Origin of the sequence: Micromonospora sp. CB01531 (assembly GCF_001905095.1) — a bacterium.
Taxonomy (GTDB): Bacteria; Actinomycetota; Actinomycetes; order Mycobacteriales; family Micromonosporaceae; genus Micromonospora.
The window spans coordinates 32,866-49,097 of record NZ_LWLS01000002.1; the positions used below are offsets into that span (position 1 = coordinate 32,866).

Sequence of the window (16,232 nt, forward strand, 5' to 3'; positions counted from 1 at the left end):
GGGTCGATCATGAGTATTTCGGTGGTCCTGGTCGACGATGAGGCGATGGTCCGGGTCGGCCTGCGGATGGTGCTCAGCGGCGAGCCCGACATCACGGTGGTGGGCGAGGCGTCCGACGGCGACCAGGCGGTCGACCTGGTCACCCGTACGCGGCCGGACGTGGTGCTGATGGACATCCGGATGCAGCGCGTCGACGGTCTGGAGGCCTCGCGTCGACTGCTCGCGGCGGCACCGGACACGAAGATCATCATCCTGACCACCTTCGACGAGGACGAGCACGTGGCGGCGGCGCTCCGGGCGGGGGTGAGCGGATTCCTACTCAAAATCTCGCCGCCGGAGCAACTCGTCGACGCGGTCCGGTTGGTGGCGGCCGGGCGCGGGCTGCTCGATCCGGCGGTCACCCTGCGGGTGATCCGCGGCTTCGCCGCGCAGCCGGAACCGGTCCCCCGTTCCCGCGAGCTCGACCAGCTCACCGCTCGCGAGGTCGACGTGCTCCGCCTCGTCGCCGAAGGGCTCACCAACGCTGAGATCGGGGGTCGGCTGTTCCTCGGCGAGGCCACCGTCAAGACCCACCTCTCGCGGGTGCTCATGAAGCTGAACCTGCGCACCCGGGTGCAGGCCGTGGTCTACGCGTACGAGCATGGCCTGGTCCGACCAGGAGGGCGGTGAACTGGACAAACAGCCAGCAAGCCGCCCCCTGTTCGGGCGCGGCATCCGCCTTGTTCACCCGCACGTCAACATTGGCCGCCGATCGCTTCACCTCCTCCTCGTAGCGTCGCCGACGCGTCCGCGGATTGCGGACTCTCCGCTGGGAGGAATGCAACGATGCACATCTTTTCCAAGCGCCGGCTGTCGGCCGTCGCCATCGCCGGAGCGGCCGTCATGGCCGTCGGCAGCGCAGCGTCGGCGGCGCCGGGCGGGTCGACCGGCCCGAGCAGCAGCGACGCGCCGTACCTGGTCCGGCACACGCCGGGCGTCACGCTGACGTCGCTGCTCACCACCGGCGACTCGGTCGGCGGCTACCGGATGGCCGGCATCCCCGACGGCCTCGGCGCGTACGACAACGGTGACGGCACCTTCACCGTCCTGATGAACCACGAGCTCGCCAACACCGCCGGGGTCGCCCGGGCGCACGGCGGCAAGGGCGCCTTCGTCTCCAAGTGGGTGATCGACAAGAAGACCCTGCGGGTGCTGTCGGGCAGCGACCTGATCCGCAAGGTCTTCCTGTCCCGCAACGGGCAGTACGTCGACACGCCGGGTGCGGTGTTCAACCGGCTCTGCTCGGCCGACCTCGCCGCCCGGACCGCGTTCTTCAACCCGGCCACCGGCAAGGGTTACGACGGCCGGATCTTCACCAACGGTGAGGAGTCGACCGGCGGCCGCGCGTTCGGCCACGTCGTCGAGACCGGCGACTCCTACGAGCTGCCCGGTTTCGGCACCGGGAGCTGGGAGAACATCGTCGCCAACCCGGCCAGCGGCGACAAGACCGTGGCGATGGGCACCAGCGACGGCGGGGCGGGCGAGGTCACGCTCTACGTCGGTGACAAGAAGACCGTCGGGAACCCGGTGGAGAAGGCCGGCCTCACCGGAGGCAAGAGCTACACCATCTCCGTGCCGGGCATGGCGGTGGAGGACAGCACCACGGCGTGGACCAAGGGCTCCCTGCCCTTCACGCTGTCGTCCACCGGCGGCACCTCGTTCGACCGGCCCGAGGACGGCGCCTGGGATCCGAACAACCCGAACGACTTCTACTTCGCCACCACGGCCAGCATGACCAAGCACAGCCGGCTGTGGCGGCTGTCGTTCGACGACGTGACCGACCCGGCCAAGGGCGGCACCCTCACCATGGTGTTCGAGGGCCCGGCGGACCAGGCCAGCGGCCCGAAGATGATGGACAACATCACCATCAACGACCGCGGGCAGGTGCTCATGCAGGAGGACCCGGGCAACCAGGGCTACCTGGCCGGCGTCTACCAGTACGACATCGCCTCGGGCACGGTGCGCCGGATCATCGACGAGGACCCGGAGCGCTTCCTGCCCGGCGGCGCGTACTTCGACACCACTGACGAGGAGTCGTCGGGAATCATCCCGGCCCCGTTCCTCGGTGCGGGCAAGTACCTGCTGGACGTGCAGAACCACACCAAGTCCGCGGACCCGGAGCTGGTCGAGAAGGGCCAGCTGTTGGTCCTGAACGTGGCCCCGGGCCAGCCGGTCCGGTAGTAACCGCACCGGGGACCCGGGCAGACGTCGTCTGCCCGGGTCCCCGGGGTTTCCGGAGCTGGCGGTCAGCTGGCCGCGCTGCCCGCCGGCTGTTCCTCGCCGAGCCAGATCGGCTGCCAGTCCGGCACCTCGTGGAAGCGGCGCAGCTCCGACAGCCCGGACACCGACCCGCTCCACGCCGCGTACGGGGGGTTGCTCTCGTCGAAGCCGCTCTGCACGAAGGTCAGCTTGGTCTTCCCGCCGGACTCGGCCAGTTCCCAGGTGCTGACGCCGGTCGGTCCCCAGTCGACGGACATCTTGTGGCCCGGCGTCAGGTCGACCACCTTGGCCGCGTAGCCGGCCTCGAAGCCGCCCATGGCGTAGCGGCCGCCGACCCAGGGCTCGATGCCGATCGGGAACCCGAACCAGGCGCTGGCCTGCTCGGAGTCGGTCAGCGAGGTCCACACCCGGTCCATCGGGGCGTCGATCACCAGCTCGCCGCGCAGGTCGGCCGAGGTGAAGTCGGTGCGGGGCAGTAGCGGCCGCCCCTCCAGGTGGGCGTTGAGGTTGGCCAGGGCCAGGCTCCACCAGGTCTGCAGCACGCCCCGGATGGTGCTGCCGTCGAGCGCCTCGCTGAAGACGAAGTGGCTCTGCCGCAGGGTCAGCTCGGTGTGCTCGCCCTGCGGCGTCAGCTCGATCTCGCTGGTGGTCTCGACGCCGCCGAGCAGCCAGGCGAAGCGCAGGGTGTGGTCGTCGGCGTGCAGCAGCCGCTGCTGCGGGTCGTCGCCTTCCGGCGTGAAGCGGCCCCAGAACGCGTACCGCTGCGGCAGCTCGACCTCGGCGTGCTCGGCGAACCAGACGCGCAGCTCGGCGGGGTCGGTCAGCGCGCGCCACACGCGGTCGGCCGGTGCGGCGAGCCGGACCCGGATGGTCAGCAGATCACTCATTGTTGTCGCCCTTCGGGTAGCAGGCCACGGCGAGCTTGAAGGCATCTCCCTCGGTGCCGCCGTAACGGGTGAACAGGTCCTGCAGCGTCGACTGCAGGTCGTGCAGGAATTCCTGGCGCCGTTCGGCCGGCACCCGGATCTCGCCGGAGACGCCGATGGACGGCAGCTCGGGCGCGGTGCGGTCGAGGGCGGCGATGTCGGCCTGGACCTCCTCCATCAGGTCGAGCAGGTAGCCCAGGCTCAGCTCGTCCTGTGCCCGGCGCGTCCCACCGATCCGTCCGACGAGGCGGGGTGACAGCCAGTACGACCGGGCGACGGCCTGGTAGATGCCCTCGGTGATGCCGCGCACCCGGCGTTCGGACACCTGCTCGGCCAGCCCGGCCGTGACCAGTTGCTTGACGTGGTAGTAGACGCGCTGCGGCGTCTGGCCCAGCAGGCCGGCGACCTCGGTGCAGGTGCGGGGCTCGGCGAGGTGCCGCAGCACTTCGATGCGCTGCGGCTTGAGCAGGGCCTCGGCCTGCTCGCGCTCTTCCAGGTACAGGACGTCTCTCACGGCAAAATCAGTTTGTACGTACAAAACTTCTTTGTCAATAGGTTCGACGAAAGGCCGCGCGGTCGGCGCGGCCTTTCGTCTCTACTTGCCGATGACCAGGGCGTTGGCTGGCGCCTCGACCTTCACCGGCAGGCCGTAGTCGGAGAGTTCCATCAGCACGTGCAGGTGGTAGGTGTGCTCCGGGCCCCGGGCGTTCCACCGCACCGCACGGTCGTACGCCACCGTCTTGATCCGGCCGTCCGCGCCGATTGTCACGTCACCGACCAGCCTGTCGGCGGCGATTCCCTGCTTTGAATCCTGCATCGAGACCTCAAAGTGGTAGCCACCGCCGGCATTCTGGCTCACCTTGGCGCCGGCCTGCCGCAGCATCCGGAACAGTTGCTGCGGATCCGCCGAGGTGCCCAGCCCGCCGCCCAGCGCGTCGTCGTAGTTCAAGCTCGTCTGCCTGCCCTCCGGAAACCGAGCCCACACGATCTTTCCGCTGTCGGGGTCGGCGCCGTCCAGGCCGCCGACGTATCGGACGCCATCGACCAGGCGCTCCTGCAGCCAGCCGATCGACATGGGCGGAACCAGCCCGGTGTTCGGCGACTCCAGGTAGCCGGTGGCCGTCGCCGGATCGAACGCACCCTTCGTCACCCAGGTCCTGGCCACCGGCTCGGGCAACTCGCCCCTCGGCGGGAGCTTGTCCTTGTTGGTGGTGGTGAACTTCACCCGGTAACTGATGTTCTCGCTGGCCGCCGCAGCGGCAGCCAGCCGCATCCGCGGCGACTCCGGGCTCGCCGCGGTCGCGGGCCGCTCAGCGACCGGCCCAGGCGCGCCTCTCAGGCCGGCGGGAGCACCGGTGCCGACGGTCAGGGCCGCGGCAAGCGCCCCGGTCACCCCGACCACCCCGGCCGCGTACGCGGTGCGGTGCAGGGCGGTGCGCCGCCGGTGGCGGCGGGTGGCGTCCCCCAGCACGTCGCGGGTGAACGCCAGCCCGGCGACCTCGTCCCGCATGCCGTCGATCAACCGATCTTCAAGATCAGTGGTCATCTGCCTGCTCCGTTCAATCCTGCGTCTTCGAGAACCCAGTAGGCCGTGAGCTCACGTAGCCGGGCCAGCCCCCGGGAGGCGGTCGACTTGACAGTGCCGACCGAGCAGCCGAGCACCTCGGCGGCTTCTGCTTCGCTGAGCTGCTCCCAGTAGCGGAGCACCAGCACGGCCCGCTGCCGGGGCGGCAGCAGGGCCAACGCCTGGATGAGTACCTGCCGGAGGTGCAGGGCCTCGGTACCGTCGGCCTGGCCCGGCGGCTCGATCTCGGTCAGCACCTCCGGCCGGCGCCGGCGCAACCGCCACCGGTCGACCGCGAGGTGGTACAGCGTGCGACGCAGGTATCCCTCCTTGTCGCCGTGCACCCGGCTCCAGTTCCGTATCAGCCGCTCCAGCGCCGCCTGCACCAGGTCCTCCCCAGCCGCCCGGCTACCGGTCAGCAGCACCGCCGCCGCGAGTAGGGCACTGCCGCGTTCGGCGACGAGGACGTCCAACCCCTCGAAGCGCTTCTTCCGCCGCACCGGCTCTCCTTTCGTCGCCACCAAGGACGACCGGTGGGGCCCGAAGGTTGAATGGCCGACCCAAGCAATCTCCGGAACGGCCCAGACGACGAAAGGCCGCGCGAACCGCGCGGCCTTTCGCTGAACCGATGAGGTCAGGGCGTCCAGTCGGGGCGCAGCGGGTAGCCGTTCACGCCCTGCGGGCCGTTGTGGGTGGCCAGCACCTGGTGCAACTGGATCTCGTTGCGCTCGAAGGCCAGCCGGGAGCCGGCCATGTACAACCCCCACACCCGGGCGGTGCCCAGGCCCACCTCCCCGACGCAGAAGTCCCAGTGCTCGACCAGGTTGCGGCACCAGCCGGCCAGCGTCAGCGCGTAGTGCTGCCGCAGGTTCTCCTCGTGGTGCACCTCCAGCCCGGCGTCGTGGATCTCACTGACCAGCCGACCCGGGCCGGCCAGCTCACCGTCGGGGAAGACGTACCGGTCGATGAAGGCGCCGGAGCGGTGCGGGGCGCGGTTGTCGGCGCGGGTGATGCAGTGGTTGAGCAGCCGGCCCCCCGGCTTCAACCGCTCCTTGAGCGCTCCGAAGTACGCCGGGTAGTTGCGCACCCCGATGTGCTCGGTCAGCCCGATCGAGGAAACGGCGTCGAACTGCCCCCGTGGCGCGTCCCGGTAGTCCAGGTGCCGCACCTCGGCCAGCTCGCCCAGCCCCTCCCGCTCGATCGCCGCCTGCGCCCACTCAGCCTGGGCCCTCGACAGGGTCACCCCGAGCGCCTTGACGCCGTACTCCCGGGCCGCGTGCCGGACCATGCCGCCCCAGCCGCACCCGACGTCGAGCAGCCGCATCCCCGGCTTGAGCGCCAGCTTCCCGGCGACCAGGTCGTACTTGGCGCGCTGCGCCTCCTCCAGCGTGTCGCCCGGGCTGCGGAAGACCGCGCAGGTGTACGTCATCGACGGGCCGAGCACCTTCTCATAGAAGGCGTTCGAGACGTCGTAGTGGTGCGAGATCGCCTCGCTGTCCCGGCCGCGCGAGTGCCGCAGCCCGGACATCACCCGCTTCCAGCGCGGCGCGGCCTCCTGCGGCGGGGGCGGCGGCGGCATCAGCCGCTCCCAGCCCAGCCCCTTCACCAGGGCCAGCCCCTCGCCCACCGCCGGCAACCGCAGGTGCACCGAGTCCTTGAGCACCTTGAACGCCTCGTACGGATCGCCCGGGTGCACACCCTCCAGCCCCAGGTCACCGGTCACGTACGCCCGGGCCATGCCCAGGTCGCCGGGTGCGGTGAGCAGGTAGGACAACCCGCGCGGAGTGCGGATCGTCACGGTGATCCCGGCATCGGCCGGGCCGACGGCGCTGCCGTCGTAGCCGGTGATGCGGATGGGCAGGTCGCCGGTGGTGACCGTGCGGATCACGTCCGCCACGGTCGGTGCGCCGCGGCGGCCACCCGCCGGCGGGTTGGCCGGGGTGCTCGCCGCCCCCTGTTCACGGTCGGTCAGGCTCATTGTCTTGCTACCGCCTTCTCGTACAGTCCGGTCAGCCGGTGTTCCGGGTCGTAGCGGTCCTTCGCGGCGCGCCAGGTCTCCCCGCCGTAGAGCCGGTGGAACGCCTCCCGGTCGTAGTACGCGTCGGAGTAGAGCGACTTGTGCCCGCCCACCTCCGACACCTTGCGCTCGATCTCCCGGTTGACGTCGCCGTCGGCCGCGCCCTCGGCGATCGGCACGCTGCCCCAGAAGCCGATGTTCACATAGGTCTCCCCTGATTGAAGGGGATACAGTGGCCAGGCCCGGGCGGAGCCGGGGCCGGCTGGCTCGCGCAGCCGCAGCGGGCAGAGCCAGACCGGCGTCATCCGCACCGTCCCGGCGAACCAGTGCAGGAAGTCGGCGGTGCTGTCGAGCGGGATCTCCACGTCCTGCACCACCCGCTCCCGGGCCGGGTTGCCCCGCCAGCGGTCGACCCGGGCGGCCACCTGGTACCGGTGCTCCAACCGCACGATCCGGTGATAGAAGTCACTGCGGCGGTAACGCTGCGGCCACAGCCGGCGGACCGTTGGGTGCTGCACCCCGAACGCCGCCGAACACCAGAACCAGTCGGTGTCCCAGCGCCACAGGTAGTCGTACGCGGTCAGCACGTCCCGGGTGCGCCGCTGCAACGACCGGTAGTAGATCTCCTGGCCGGTGTAGTCGCTGGGCCGTCCCCCCGGCTCGTCGGTGAACGTGGCGAGCACCAGGTACGCCTCGCCGGGGCTGAACATCACCGCGTCCATCCCGTCGACCGGGTCGCCCTCCCAGGATCCCTTGGCGATCACCTCGCCGATCGCGTCGGTCAGCTCTTCCAGCCGGGTGAACCGGATGTTACGCAGGGCCACCCACCGGCGTACCGGCTGCAGCTCGATGCGCAGCCGGGTGGCGTAGCCGAGGCTGCCGAGCGAGTTGGGAAAGGCCCGGAACAGCTCGGCGTGCTCCCCCTCGGGCCGGGCGGTGACGATGTCGCCCGCGCCGGTGAGGATGTCCATCTCGTACACCGACTCGTGCGGCAGTCCGTTGCGGAACGAGGTGGACTCGATGCCCAGCCCGGTCACCGCCCCGCCGAGGGTGATGGTGCGCAACTGCGGCACCACCAGCGGCATCAGCCGGTAAGGCAGGGTGGCGTCGACCAGGTCCTCGTAGGTGCACATGCCCTGCACGTCGGCCGTCCGGGCGGCCGGGTCGACGGCGATCACCCCGGTCAGGCCGCTCACGTCCAGGCCCGGAGCGCGGGGCGCCGATCTCGGCCGGAACAGGTTCGAGGTGCGTTTGGCCAGCCGCACGGTCTCGCCGGGGGGCACCGCGGCGTACGACCGCCGCAGCGTGTCCACCGCTTGCTCATGGTCAACCGGATGATCCACACGCTGAGCACGCATGAGATCACATTACGCCTGCTCCGCCAGCTTGGCGGGCTGTCCACCATGGCCTTTTCGCATCCACCGGTCGGCGGGCGGGTTACCGTGGCGGGCATGCCGTCCCCTGCGATCGCCGCCCTCGACGCCGCCGGACTGCCGTACCGGGTGATCCGGCACGGCCCGGTCCGCAGCCTCGCCGAGGCCGCTCAGGCGCGCGGCGTCGCGGTCCCCGACGTGGTCAAGACCATCGTGGTACGCCGGGGCGAGGACGACCACTTGTTCGTGCTCACCCCCGGCGACCGGGTCGTCTCCTGGCCCAAGCTGCGCACCCTGCTCGGGGTGAGCCGGATGTCCATGCCTGACGCCGAGGCGGCCCGGGCGGCCACCGGCTACGAGCGCGGCACCATCACGCCGTTCGGCTCGACCATCGCCTGGCCGGTGGTCGCCGACGAGCGGCTGCGCGGCCGGGAGATCACCCTCGGTGCGGGCGAGCACGGCGTGGCCGTGGCCGTCGACGCCGACGCGGCCCTCGCCACGCTCGACGCGACGGTCGCCGACGTGACCGACCCGGAACCGGCCCGCTGACCGGCAGCGTCAGGGCCCGCCGCGCAGCCGGGCCAGCCGCCCGCGAACGCCGTCGAAGTGGGCCTGGATCGCGGTGAGCGCCGCCTCCCGGTCGCCGGCGACGACCGCGTCGTAGATCACCCGATGACGGCGCACCACCTCGGCGGGCGGTTCGACCGGCGTACCGAGGTCCAGGCGCAGCTGGTGGTAGACGTCCCAGAACGCGCCGAGCAGCTGCCCCACCAGGGGATTGCCCAACGGCGCGTAGAGCACGTCGTGGAAGAGCCGGTCGGTCTCGGGCGAAACGGTGCCCACCTCGGCCTCCTCCGCCATCCGGGCCAGCACGTCGACGGCCGAGGCGAGGTCGCAGTCACCGCGCCGGTCGATGAGCTGCATGACCAGCCCGCTCTCCAACGCCTCGCGGATCTGCATGAGGTGGGTGAGGTGGTGGCCGCCGTCGGCCGGCGTGACCCGGCCGTGGAAGGCGAGCTCGTCGACCAGTCCGCCGAGGGACATCGGTCCGACGAACATGCCGAACCCGTGCCGGATCTCCACGATGCCCACGGCCTGGAGGGCCTTGAGCGCCTCCCGGACCGAGTTGCGGCTGATCCCGAGCTCCCGCATCAGCTCCGACTCGGTGGGCAGCGGATCCCCGACCCCGAGACGCCGGTCGAGGATGAGGCTCTTGACCGCCTCCCGGGCTTCGGTCGCCCGACTCTGCCGAGGGCGGGCAGGACGGTCGGCAACGCTCATGGCTCTGGCACAACCTTCCGCTGGACATCCTATGACCACCGGCTCACGGGTTGACCGCCAGCCGGGCACCGATCGCCGCAATCTTCTGGAAACCTCATCGAAGCATTCCCTTGACCCGACTACGGCGGCCGCTCTAGCCTCCACCCTAACCCAGAGGTGGGATGTGGAACGTCCCACGTCCTCATCGACCATCCCCGACCTCGATCCGTAGGAGGCACCGTGAGCGCCCCGGTATCCCGGCCCCACTACAGCCGCCGCGACTTCCTGCGCCTAAGCGGGATCATCGGTGCGGCCGCCGCCGTGACCGCCAACATCTCCGCCTGTGAATCCGGACCGGCCTCGACGAGTTCGGTCGGTGCCGGTGCCGACAAGGACCTCGTCACCGCGGTCATCGGCTACGGCAACGACCAGAGCTGGGACCCGACGATGACGGCGTCCGCCTTCACCATGGCCGCCCACAACCACATCTACGAGGGCCTCGTCGGGACCGACCCGATCAGCCGCCAGCCGTACCCGGGGCTCGGCACCGAACTCCCCACCGACCTGCAGGCCACCTCGTGGAAGTTCACCCTGCGCGACGGGGCGAAGTGGCACGACGGCCAGCCGGTCACGGTCGACGACGTGCTGTTCACCTTCGAGCGGGTGCTCAACCCCTCGACGCTGGTCAGCTCCTTCTTCCGCGCCTGGCTCAAGGAGGTCCGGAAGGTCGACGACAAGAGCGTCGAGCTGGTGTTCAACTTCCCCTTCCCGGACGCCCTGCCCCGACTGTCGATCGCGAAGATCATGCCGAAACACGTCTACGGCGTGGCGGGCGGCTGGGACGCGGCCAAGGCAGGCAAGGCGGTCGGCTCCGGGCCGTACCGGCTGACCGCACACAACCCCAAGTCCAACAGCACCTTCGAGGCGTTCGCCGACTACAACGGCCCGCGCAAACCCCGCTTCAAGAAGATGAACTGGCTGTCGATCGTCGACAGCTCCGCCCGGGTCGCCAAGATCTCCGGCGGATCCGCCGAGGCGCAGATCGCGGACAACATCCCGTACGCCAACATCGACCAGCTCAGGAAGTCCGGCCTCACCGTCGAGGGCGGCAAGGGCATGAACCACATGTTCCTGATGTTCAACACCGGCACCAAGCCGTTCGACGACGTCCGGGTCCGCCAGGCGCTGCTCTACGCCATCGACACCGGCAAGATGATCGAGGTCGCCCTCAAGGGGCACGGCACCCCGTCGACCAGCTTCCTCAACGAACAGAACCCGTCCTACGCCAAGGCGAAGACCGTCTACGCCTACGACCCGGCCAAGGCCAGATCGCTCCTCGCGGCCGCCGGGGTGACCAACCTGTCGATCACCCTCATGGCGGTCAACGTCAGCTGGATCGCCGACTGCCTGCCCACCATCGCCAACTCGTGGAACGCGATCGGGGTCAAGACGACGCTGCAACCACAGGACACCAGCGCGCTGTTCACCAAGATGGACCAGTCCCAGGACTACCAGGTCGTCGCCGCCGCCTCGAACCCCAACCAGTTCGGCCTCGACGCCGACCTCATCCTCCGCTACAACTACACGGCCGGCGGCACCTGGATGAAATACACCAAGTGGGACAACAGCGCCGAGGCGAAGGACCTCTTCGCCATGATGGACCGCGCCACCCGCGAACCGGACCAGGCCCGCAAGCTCGACCTCACCCACCAGTACCTGGATGTCATCGCCGAGCAGGCCGTGCTCTACCCCGTGGTGCACACCGAACTGATGACCGCCTGGGACCCGAAGAAGCTCACCGGCATCCGCGCCCAGGCCTACCCCGGCATCAACCTGCTCCAGGCCGAACACGCCTGACGGCCGACGGGCGGCGGCACGACCCACCGCCGCCCGCCCGGACCGCACCCGCCGGAAGCCCCGCCGAGGAGTCCACCGTGGCCGTGATCGCCAGAATGCTGGTCCGCCGCCTGCTCGTCCTGATCCCGCTGCAACTGGGCGTGATCCTCTTCGTCTTCATCATCATGCGGTTCTCGCAGAACAAGCCCGAGTACGCGTACTTCCAGGGCGCCAACCCCACGCCGGAACAGATCCACCAGTTCCAGGTGGAGAACGGCCTGCTCGACCCGCTGCCCATCCGCTACCTGCGGTTCGTCGGCGACCTCGCGCACGGCGACATGGGCACCAGCGTCCTGACCCGCGCGCCGGTGCTCGACTCGGTGCTCACCGCACTGCCGCTGACCCTCCAGCTGACCTTCCTCGGCCTGCTCATCGGCGTGGTCACCGCCCTGCTCTTCGGCGTCACCGCGGCGATCTTCCGGGACCGCTGGCCCGACCAGCTGATCCGGGTCGTGTCTCTGACCGGCGTCGCCGCGCCGTCCTTCTGGCTGGCCCTGCTGATGATCCAGTACCTGGCGGTCGACACCGGCCTCTTCCCCACCGGCGGCTACATCAACCCGGCCGACTCCTACACCGGCTGGCTCCGGTCGCTCACCCTCCCCGCGCTGGCCCTGTCGCTGCCCGTGGCGGCCCAACTGACCCGGATCGTCCGGACCTCGATGGTCGAGGAACTGGACAAGGACTACGTCCGCACCGCGATCGGCAGCGGCCTGCCCCCGGTCGTGGTGGTCGGCCGCAACGTCCTGCGCAACGCGCTGATCAACCCCCTCACGGTGCTCGGCCTACGGGTCGGCTACCTGCTCGGCGGCGCCGTGGTGATCGAGACCATCTTCTCCCTGCCCGGCATGGGCAAGCTGATGATCGACGGGGTGACCAACGGCGACCCCGCCGTCGTACAGGGCGTGGTGCTGACCATCGCCACCGGATTCGTCGTGGTCAACCTCGTCGTCGACATCCTCTACCTACTGGTGAACCCCCGCCTCAGGAGCGCTGGCTGATGCGCAGACGACTCACCGAACGGCTGGCCCGACCCGGCATCGGGTTCCGCCGGCTGCCCCCACCGTCCTGGATCGCCCTCGGCATCCTCATCGCCGTCGCCCTCGCCGCGATCCTCGCCCCCGTCATCGCGCCGCACTCCCCGCTGGCCCAGTTCTCCACCGGCGGCGGCCCGTCGGCCAGCCACTGGATGGGCCTGGACAGCGCCAACCGCGACATCCTCAGCCGGCTCCTGTACGGGGCCCGCTGGTCCCTGATCATCGGACTCGGCGCGACCGGGCTGGCCCTGCTCGCCGGATCGGTGATCGGCGCCGTCGCGGCCACCTCCCGAAAATGGGTCGACGAGGCCATCATGCGGGTCCTCGACGTGGTCATGGCGTTCCCCGGCATCGCGCTGGCGGCCGTCCTCGTCGCGGTCTTCGGCGGTGGCGTCGGGGTACTGGTGGCCGCGATCGGCTTCCTCAACACCCCACCCGTGGCCCGCATCGTCCGGGCCAACGTGCTCGCCCAGTACGGCGAGGACTACGTCGCCGCCGAAAAGATCATCGGCGCGCCCACCCCGTACATCCTGGCCCGGCACGTGGCGGTCAACTGCGCCGCACCCATCCTGGTCTACTGCACCGTCACGGTCGCCGATGCGATCGTCTTCGAGGCCTCGCTCTCCTTCATCGGCGCCGGCGTCCGACCACCCGACCCGTCCTGGGGCAGCGTCATCGCCGACGGCAGGAACCTGGTCCTCCTCGGCGGCTGGTGGGCGACCATCTTCCCCGGACTGCTGATCCTGCTCACCGTCCTGGCGCTGAACATCCTCTCCGAAGGCATCTCCGACGCCTGGGCGGCACCCGCCGCCCGCCGCCCCGCCGCCCGCCGCGACAGCGACGTCGACCAGTACGAGCAGGTCCAACCCGGCACCGACGGCATCACCGAACTGCCCGGACTCGCCGAGGCCGCCCAGCGGCTGGCCCAACGCGCCCGCCCCCTGCCCGACGGCCCACCGATCCTGCAGGTCGGGCAGCTGGCCATCGGCTTCGACGGCCGGCACGACGGGGTGGACATCGTCGACGGGATCTCCTTCGACGTCCGCCCCGGGGAGGTGCTGGGCCTCGTCGGCGAATCCGGCTGCGGCAAGTCGCTCACCGCATTGACCATCATGGGGCTGCAACCACGCGACGCCCGGGTCCGCGGCAGCGTCCGGTTCGCCGGCAACGACCTGCTGCGGATGTCCCGCGCGGCACGACGCCGGCTGCTCGGCCACGACATGGCGATGATCTACCAGGACGCCCTCTCGTCGCTGAACCCGGCGATGACCGTCCGCGCCCAGCTCAAGCAGGTCATCCGGCGCGGCGGCCGGCGCAGCGCGACCGAACTGCTCGAACTTGTCGGACTGGACCCGGCCCGGACGCTCTCCGCCTACCCGCACGAGCTGTCCGGCGGCCAGCGGCAGCGGGTGCTCATCGCCATGGCCCTGTCCCGGGACCCGAAGCTCATCATCGCCGACGAACCGACGACCGCTCTGGACGTGACGGTCCAGGCCCAGGTGATCCAGCTGCTGCTGCGGCTGCGGGCCGAACTCGGCTTCGCGCTGATCCTGGTGTCCCACGACCTCGCCCTGGTCGCCGACGTCACCGACCGGGTCGTGGTCATGTACGGCGGCCAGATCGTCGAAACCGGGGTGACCGCGTCCCTGGTCGGCGCGCCCGCCCACCACTACGCCCGGGGCCTGCTCGGCTCGGTGCTCTCCCTGGAAGCCGGGGCGACCAGGCTCACCCAGATCCGCGGTGTGGTGCCGTCCCCCGCCGACTTCCCCGCCGGCTGCCGCTTCGCCGACCGCTGCCCGATGGCGACCGAGGTGTGCCGCACGGTCACCCCGGAACTGACCGGCGAGCCGCACCGGCACGCGGCCGCCTGCCACCACCCCGCGATCGAGCTCGCCCAGCCGGTACCGGCCCAGACGGAGGTCCGATGAACCCCACGACCGGCACCCCCCTGCTGGAACTCGCCGACGTGCACGTCGTCCACCGGGCCCGCTCCGGCGGCATCTTCTCCCGCGACCGGGTGTACGCCCTGACCGGCGCGGACCTCACGGTGGCGGCCGGCGAGACGGTCGGCGTCGTCGGCGAGTCCGGCTGCGGCAAGTCGACCCTGGCCCGGGTGCTGGTGGCGCTGCAACGACCCACCGCCGGCACGATCCGCTTCCGTGGCGACGACGTGTGGTCGATGCCGGAGTCGTGGCGCCGGCGCACGATCGGCGCGACGACCGGCATGATCTTCCAGGACCCGTCCACCGCGCTGAACCGGCGGCTGCCCGTACGCCGGATCCTGCGTGACCCGCTGGACGTGCACCGCCGCGGCACGCCGAGCGACCGCGACCGGCGGGTACGCGAGTTGCTCGACCTCGTCGGCCTGCCTTCGAGCTGCGCCGACCTGGTGCCCGGCCAGCTTTCCGGCGGGCAGCGGCAACGGGTGGCCATCGCCCGGGCCCTCGCCCTGGACCCCGCGCTGGTCGTGGCGGACGAACCGACCAGCGCGCTGGACGTGTCGGTACGCGCCCAGATCCTCAATCTGCTGCTGGACCTCAAGGAACAGCTCGGGCTGGCGATGGTGTTCGTCTCGCACGACATCCAGACGGTGCGGCGGATGAGCGACCGGGTGGTCACCATGTACCTCGGCCGCATCGTCGAGCAGGCACCCGCCGCATCGGTGCCGCGGCACGCGCGCCATCCGTACACCCGCGCCCTGTTCTCCGCGACCCCCGGCCTGCTGTCGCCGATCGAACCGATCCCCCTGTCGGGCCTGGTGCCCTCCGCAACCCGGCCGCCGTCCGGCTGTCCGTTCCGCACCCGCTGCTGGAAGGCCGACGAGACCTGCGCCCGCGAACTCCCCGCGATGCGGGACCTGGCCGGGGGCCACCGCCTCCGCTGTCACCACCCCGTCCAGGACGGCGCCACCGACCTGGAACTGATCAGCCAAGCACAGGAGCGTTCATGACCATCGCCACCGCACTCACCGGCGTCATCCCTCCCGTCTGCACCCCGCTGACACCCGACTTCGAGGTGGACACCCGGTCACTCGTCCGGCTCGTGGACCACCAGTTGCAGGGCGGGGTGGACGCCTTGTTCGTGCTCGGCTCCTCGTCCGAGGTGGCCTTCCTGCCGGACGGCCACCGCCGGATCGTGCTGGACACCGTGATCGGCCACGTCGCCGGCCAGGTGCCGGTGCTCGCCGGGGTGATCGACATGACCACGCTACGGGTGCTCGACCACGCCCGGGTCGCGGCGGACGCCGGCGCCGCCGGGCTGGTGGCCACCGCGCCCTTCTACGCCCGGACCCACCCGGTGGAGATCGACGTGCACTTCCGGACCATCGCGGACCGGAGCGGGCTGCCGCTGTACGCCTACGACCTGCCGGTGTCGGTGCACAGCAAGCTCGGCGCGGACCTGGTGCTCGGCCTCGCCGCCGACGGGGTGCTGGCCGGGCTGAAGGACTCCAGCGGTGACGACGCCGGCCTGCGGGGACTGCTCCTGGGCCGGCGGGACCGGCCGGAGATCAGCGGATTCAGCGTGCTCACCGGCTCGGAACTCACCGTCGACTCGGCGCTGTGGATGGGTGCCGACGGAGTTGTACCGGGCCTCGGCAACGTCGACCCGCACGGCTACGTCCGGCTCTACCGCGCCGCGGCGGCCGGCGACTGGGCCGCCGCCCGCACCGAGCAGGAGCGGCTGACCCGGCTGTTCGAGCTGGTGTACGTGGGCGCGCACCGGATGGGGATGAGTTCGTCTCCGCTCGGTGCCTTCAAGGCCGCGCTGCACCTGCGGGGCATCATCGACCATCCGACGACGGCGCTGCCCCAGGTGCCGCTGAACAGTGCGGAGACCGCGCGGGTCGGCAAGTACCTGACCGACGCCGGACTGCTCTGAGCGTCGCCGCCGGCCGGGCCCCCG

At 70.7% G+C, this 16,232-nt stretch carries 15 protein-coding genes; 8 read left to right on the forward strand and 7 right to left on the reverse strand.

Going from position 1 to position 16,232, the window contains the following annotated elements; translation table 11 throughout:
* The first annotated feature begins 9 nt into the window (after nt 1-9).
* Complete coding sequence (locus A6A27_RS02650) at nt 10-669, forward strand: response regulator (RefSeq protein ID WP_073832750.1); 660 nt, start codon at nt 10-12, stop codon at nt 667-669.
* 156 nt (nt 670-825) lie between these two features.
* The gene (locus tag A6A27_RS02655) at nt 826-2,220 is read left to right on the forward strand and encodes a hypothetical protein (protein ID WP_073832751.1); all 1,395 of its coding nucleotides are present in this window, start codon (nt 826-828) and stop codon (nt 2,218-2,220) included.
* A 65-nt stretch (nt 2,221-2,285) separates the two neighbouring features.
* Here the strand turns inward: A6A27_RS02655 and A6A27_RS02660 are convergent, their stop codons facing one another.
* From A6A27_RS02660 to A6A27_RS02685, 6 genes are all read right to left on the reverse strand, one after another.
* Nucleotides 2,286-3,146, reverse strand: coding sequence for an SRPBCC family protein (locus A6A27_RS02660; protein WP_073832752.1), 861 nt, complete (start codon nt 3,144-3,146; stop codon nt 2,286-2,288).
* Complete coding sequence (locus A6A27_RS02665; protein WP_073832753.1) at nt 3,139-3,699, reverse strand: winged helix-turn-helix domain-containing protein; 561 nt, start codon at nt 3,697-3,699, stop codon at nt 3,139-3,141. The genes A6A27_RS02660 and A6A27_RS02665 overlap by 8 nt, the downstream gene beginning before the upstream one ends.
* An 81-nt stretch (nt 3,700-3,780) precedes the next feature.
* Nucleotides 3,781-4,731, reverse strand: coding sequence for a hypothetical protein (locus A6A27_RS02670; protein WP_073832754.1), 951 nt, complete (start codon nt 4,729-4,731; stop codon nt 3,781-3,783).
* A complete protein-coding gene (locus A6A27_RS02675; protein WP_073832755.1) occupies nt 4,728-5,249 on the reverse strand; it encodes a SigE family RNA polymerase sigma factor in 522 nt (173 codons plus the stop codon). The genes A6A27_RS02670 and A6A27_RS02675 overlap by 4 nt, the downstream gene beginning before the upstream one ends.
* Nucleotides 5,250-5,383: 134 nt before the next feature.
* The gene (locus tag A6A27_RS02680) at nt 5,384-6,727 is read right to left on the reverse strand and encodes a class I SAM-dependent methyltransferase (RefSeq protein ID WP_073832756.1); all 1,344 of its coding nucleotides are present in this window, start codon (nt 6,725-6,727) and stop codon (nt 5,384-5,386) included.
* Entirely contained in the window at nt 6,724-8,124 is a 1,401-nt protein-coding gene (locus A6A27_RS02685; RefSeq protein WP_073832757.1) for an FAD-binding oxidoreductase, read from the reverse strand. Before A6A27_RS02685 ends, A6A27_RS02680 begins: the two co-directional genes overlap by 4 nt.
* Before the next feature lie 93 nt (nt 8,125-8,217).
* On the opposite strand from A6A27_RS02685, the gene A6A27_RS02690 reads away from it, so the two are divergent.
* Complete coding sequence (locus tag A6A27_RS02690; protein WP_198940163.1) at nt 8,218-8,688, forward strand: aminoacyl-tRNA deacylase; 471 nt, start codon at nt 8,218-8,220, stop codon at nt 8,686-8,688.
* Between the two features lie 9 nt (nt 8,689-8,697).
* On the opposite strand, the gene A6A27_RS02695 is transcribed toward A6A27_RS02690, so the two are convergent.
* A complete protein-coding gene (locus tag A6A27_RS02695) occupies nt 8,698-9,420 on the reverse strand; it encodes a FadR/GntR family transcriptional regulator (protein WP_073832758.1) in 723 nt (240 codons plus the stop codon).
* A 219-nt stretch (nt 9,421-9,639) separates the two neighbouring features.
* Between A6A27_RS02695 and A6A27_RS02700 the strand changes: the two genes are divergently transcribed.
* The 5 genes from A6A27_RS02700 (at nt 9,640) to A6A27_RS02720 (ending at nt 16,208) form a co-directional block, all read left to right on the forward strand.
* On the forward strand, nt 9,640-11,256 hold the full coding sequence (locus tag A6A27_RS02700) for an ABC transporter substrate-binding protein (RefSeq protein ID WP_073832759.1): 1,617 nt from the start codon (nt 9,640-9,642) through the stop codon (nt 11,254-11,256).
* Between the two features lie 77 nt (nt 11,257-11,333).
* Nucleotides 11,334-12,293: an ABC transporter permease gene (locus A6A27_RS02705; protein ID WP_143193832.1), complete on the forward strand. Its 960-nt coding sequence runs from the start codon at nt 11,334-11,336 to the stop codon at nt 12,291-12,293.
* Nucleotides 12,293-14,257, forward strand: a complete 1,965-nt coding sequence (locus A6A27_RS02710) for a dipeptide/oligopeptide/nickel ABC transporter permease/ATP-binding protein (RefSeq protein WP_073832760.1) — start codon at nt 12,293-12,295, stop codon at nt 14,255-14,257. The genes A6A27_RS02705 and A6A27_RS02710 overlap by 1 nt, the downstream gene beginning before the upstream one ends.
* The gene (locus tag A6A27_RS02715; protein WP_073832761.1) at nt 14,254-15,279 is read left to right on the forward strand and encodes an oligopeptide/dipeptide ABC transporter ATP-binding protein; all 1,026 of its coding nucleotides are present in this window, start codon (nt 14,254-14,256) and stop codon (nt 15,277-15,279) included. The genes A6A27_RS02710 and A6A27_RS02715 overlap by 4 nt, the downstream gene beginning before the upstream one ends.
* Complete coding sequence (locus tag A6A27_RS02720; protein WP_073832762.1) at nt 15,276-16,208, forward strand: dihydrodipicolinate synthase family protein; 933 nt, start codon at nt 15,276-15,278, stop codon at nt 16,206-16,208. Before A6A27_RS02715 ends, A6A27_RS02720 begins: the two co-directional genes overlap by 4 nt.
* The last annotated feature ends 24 nt before the right edge of the window (nt 16,209-16,232 follow it).

Bases quoted from the DNA above. Each gene is read 5' to 3' on its own strand.
- A6A27_RS02650 (WP_073832750.1), top strand. From the start codon at position 10: ATGAGTATTTCGGTGGTCCTGGTCGACGATGAGGCGATGGTCCGGGTC.
- A6A27_RS02655 (WP_073832751.1), top strand. From the start codon at position 826: ATGCACATCTTTTCCAAGCGCCGGCTGTCGGCCGTCGCCATCGCCGGA.
- A6A27_RS02660 (WP_073832752.1), bottom strand. From the start codon at position 3,146: ATGAGTGATCTGCTGACCATCCGGGTCCGGCTCGCCGCACCGGCCGAC.
- A6A27_RS02670 (WP_073832754.1), bottom strand. From the start codon at position 4,731: ATGACCACTGATCTTGAAGATCGGTTGATCGACGGCATGCGGGACGAG.
- A6A27_RS02680 (WP_073832756.1), bottom strand. From the start codon at position 6,727: ATGAGCCTGACCGACCGTGAACAGGGGGCGGCGAGCACCCCGGCCAAC.
- A6A27_RS02685 (WP_073832757.1), bottom strand. From the start codon at position 8,124: ATGCGTGCTCAGCGTGTGGATCATCCGGTTGACCATGAGCAAGCGGTG.
- A6A27_RS02690 (WP_198940163.1), top strand. From the start codon at position 8,218: ATGCCGTCCCCTGCGATCGCCGCCCTCGACGCCGCCGGACTGCCGTAC.
- A6A27_RS02695 (WP_073832758.1), bottom strand. From the start codon at position 9,420: ATGAGCGTTGCCGACCGTCCTGCCCGCCCTCGGCAGAGTCGGGCGACC.
- A6A27_RS02710 (WP_073832760.1), top strand. From the start codon at position 12,293: ATGCGCAGACGACTCACCGAACGGCTGGCCCGACCCGGCATCGGGTTC.
- A6A27_RS02715 (WP_073832761.1), top strand. From the start codon at position 14,254: ATGAACCCCACGACCGGCACCCCCCTGCTGGAACTCGCCGACGTGCAC.
- A6A27_RS02720 (WP_073832762.1), top strand. From the start codon at position 15,276: ATGACCATCGCCACCGCACTCACCGGCGTCATCCCTCCCGTCTGCACC.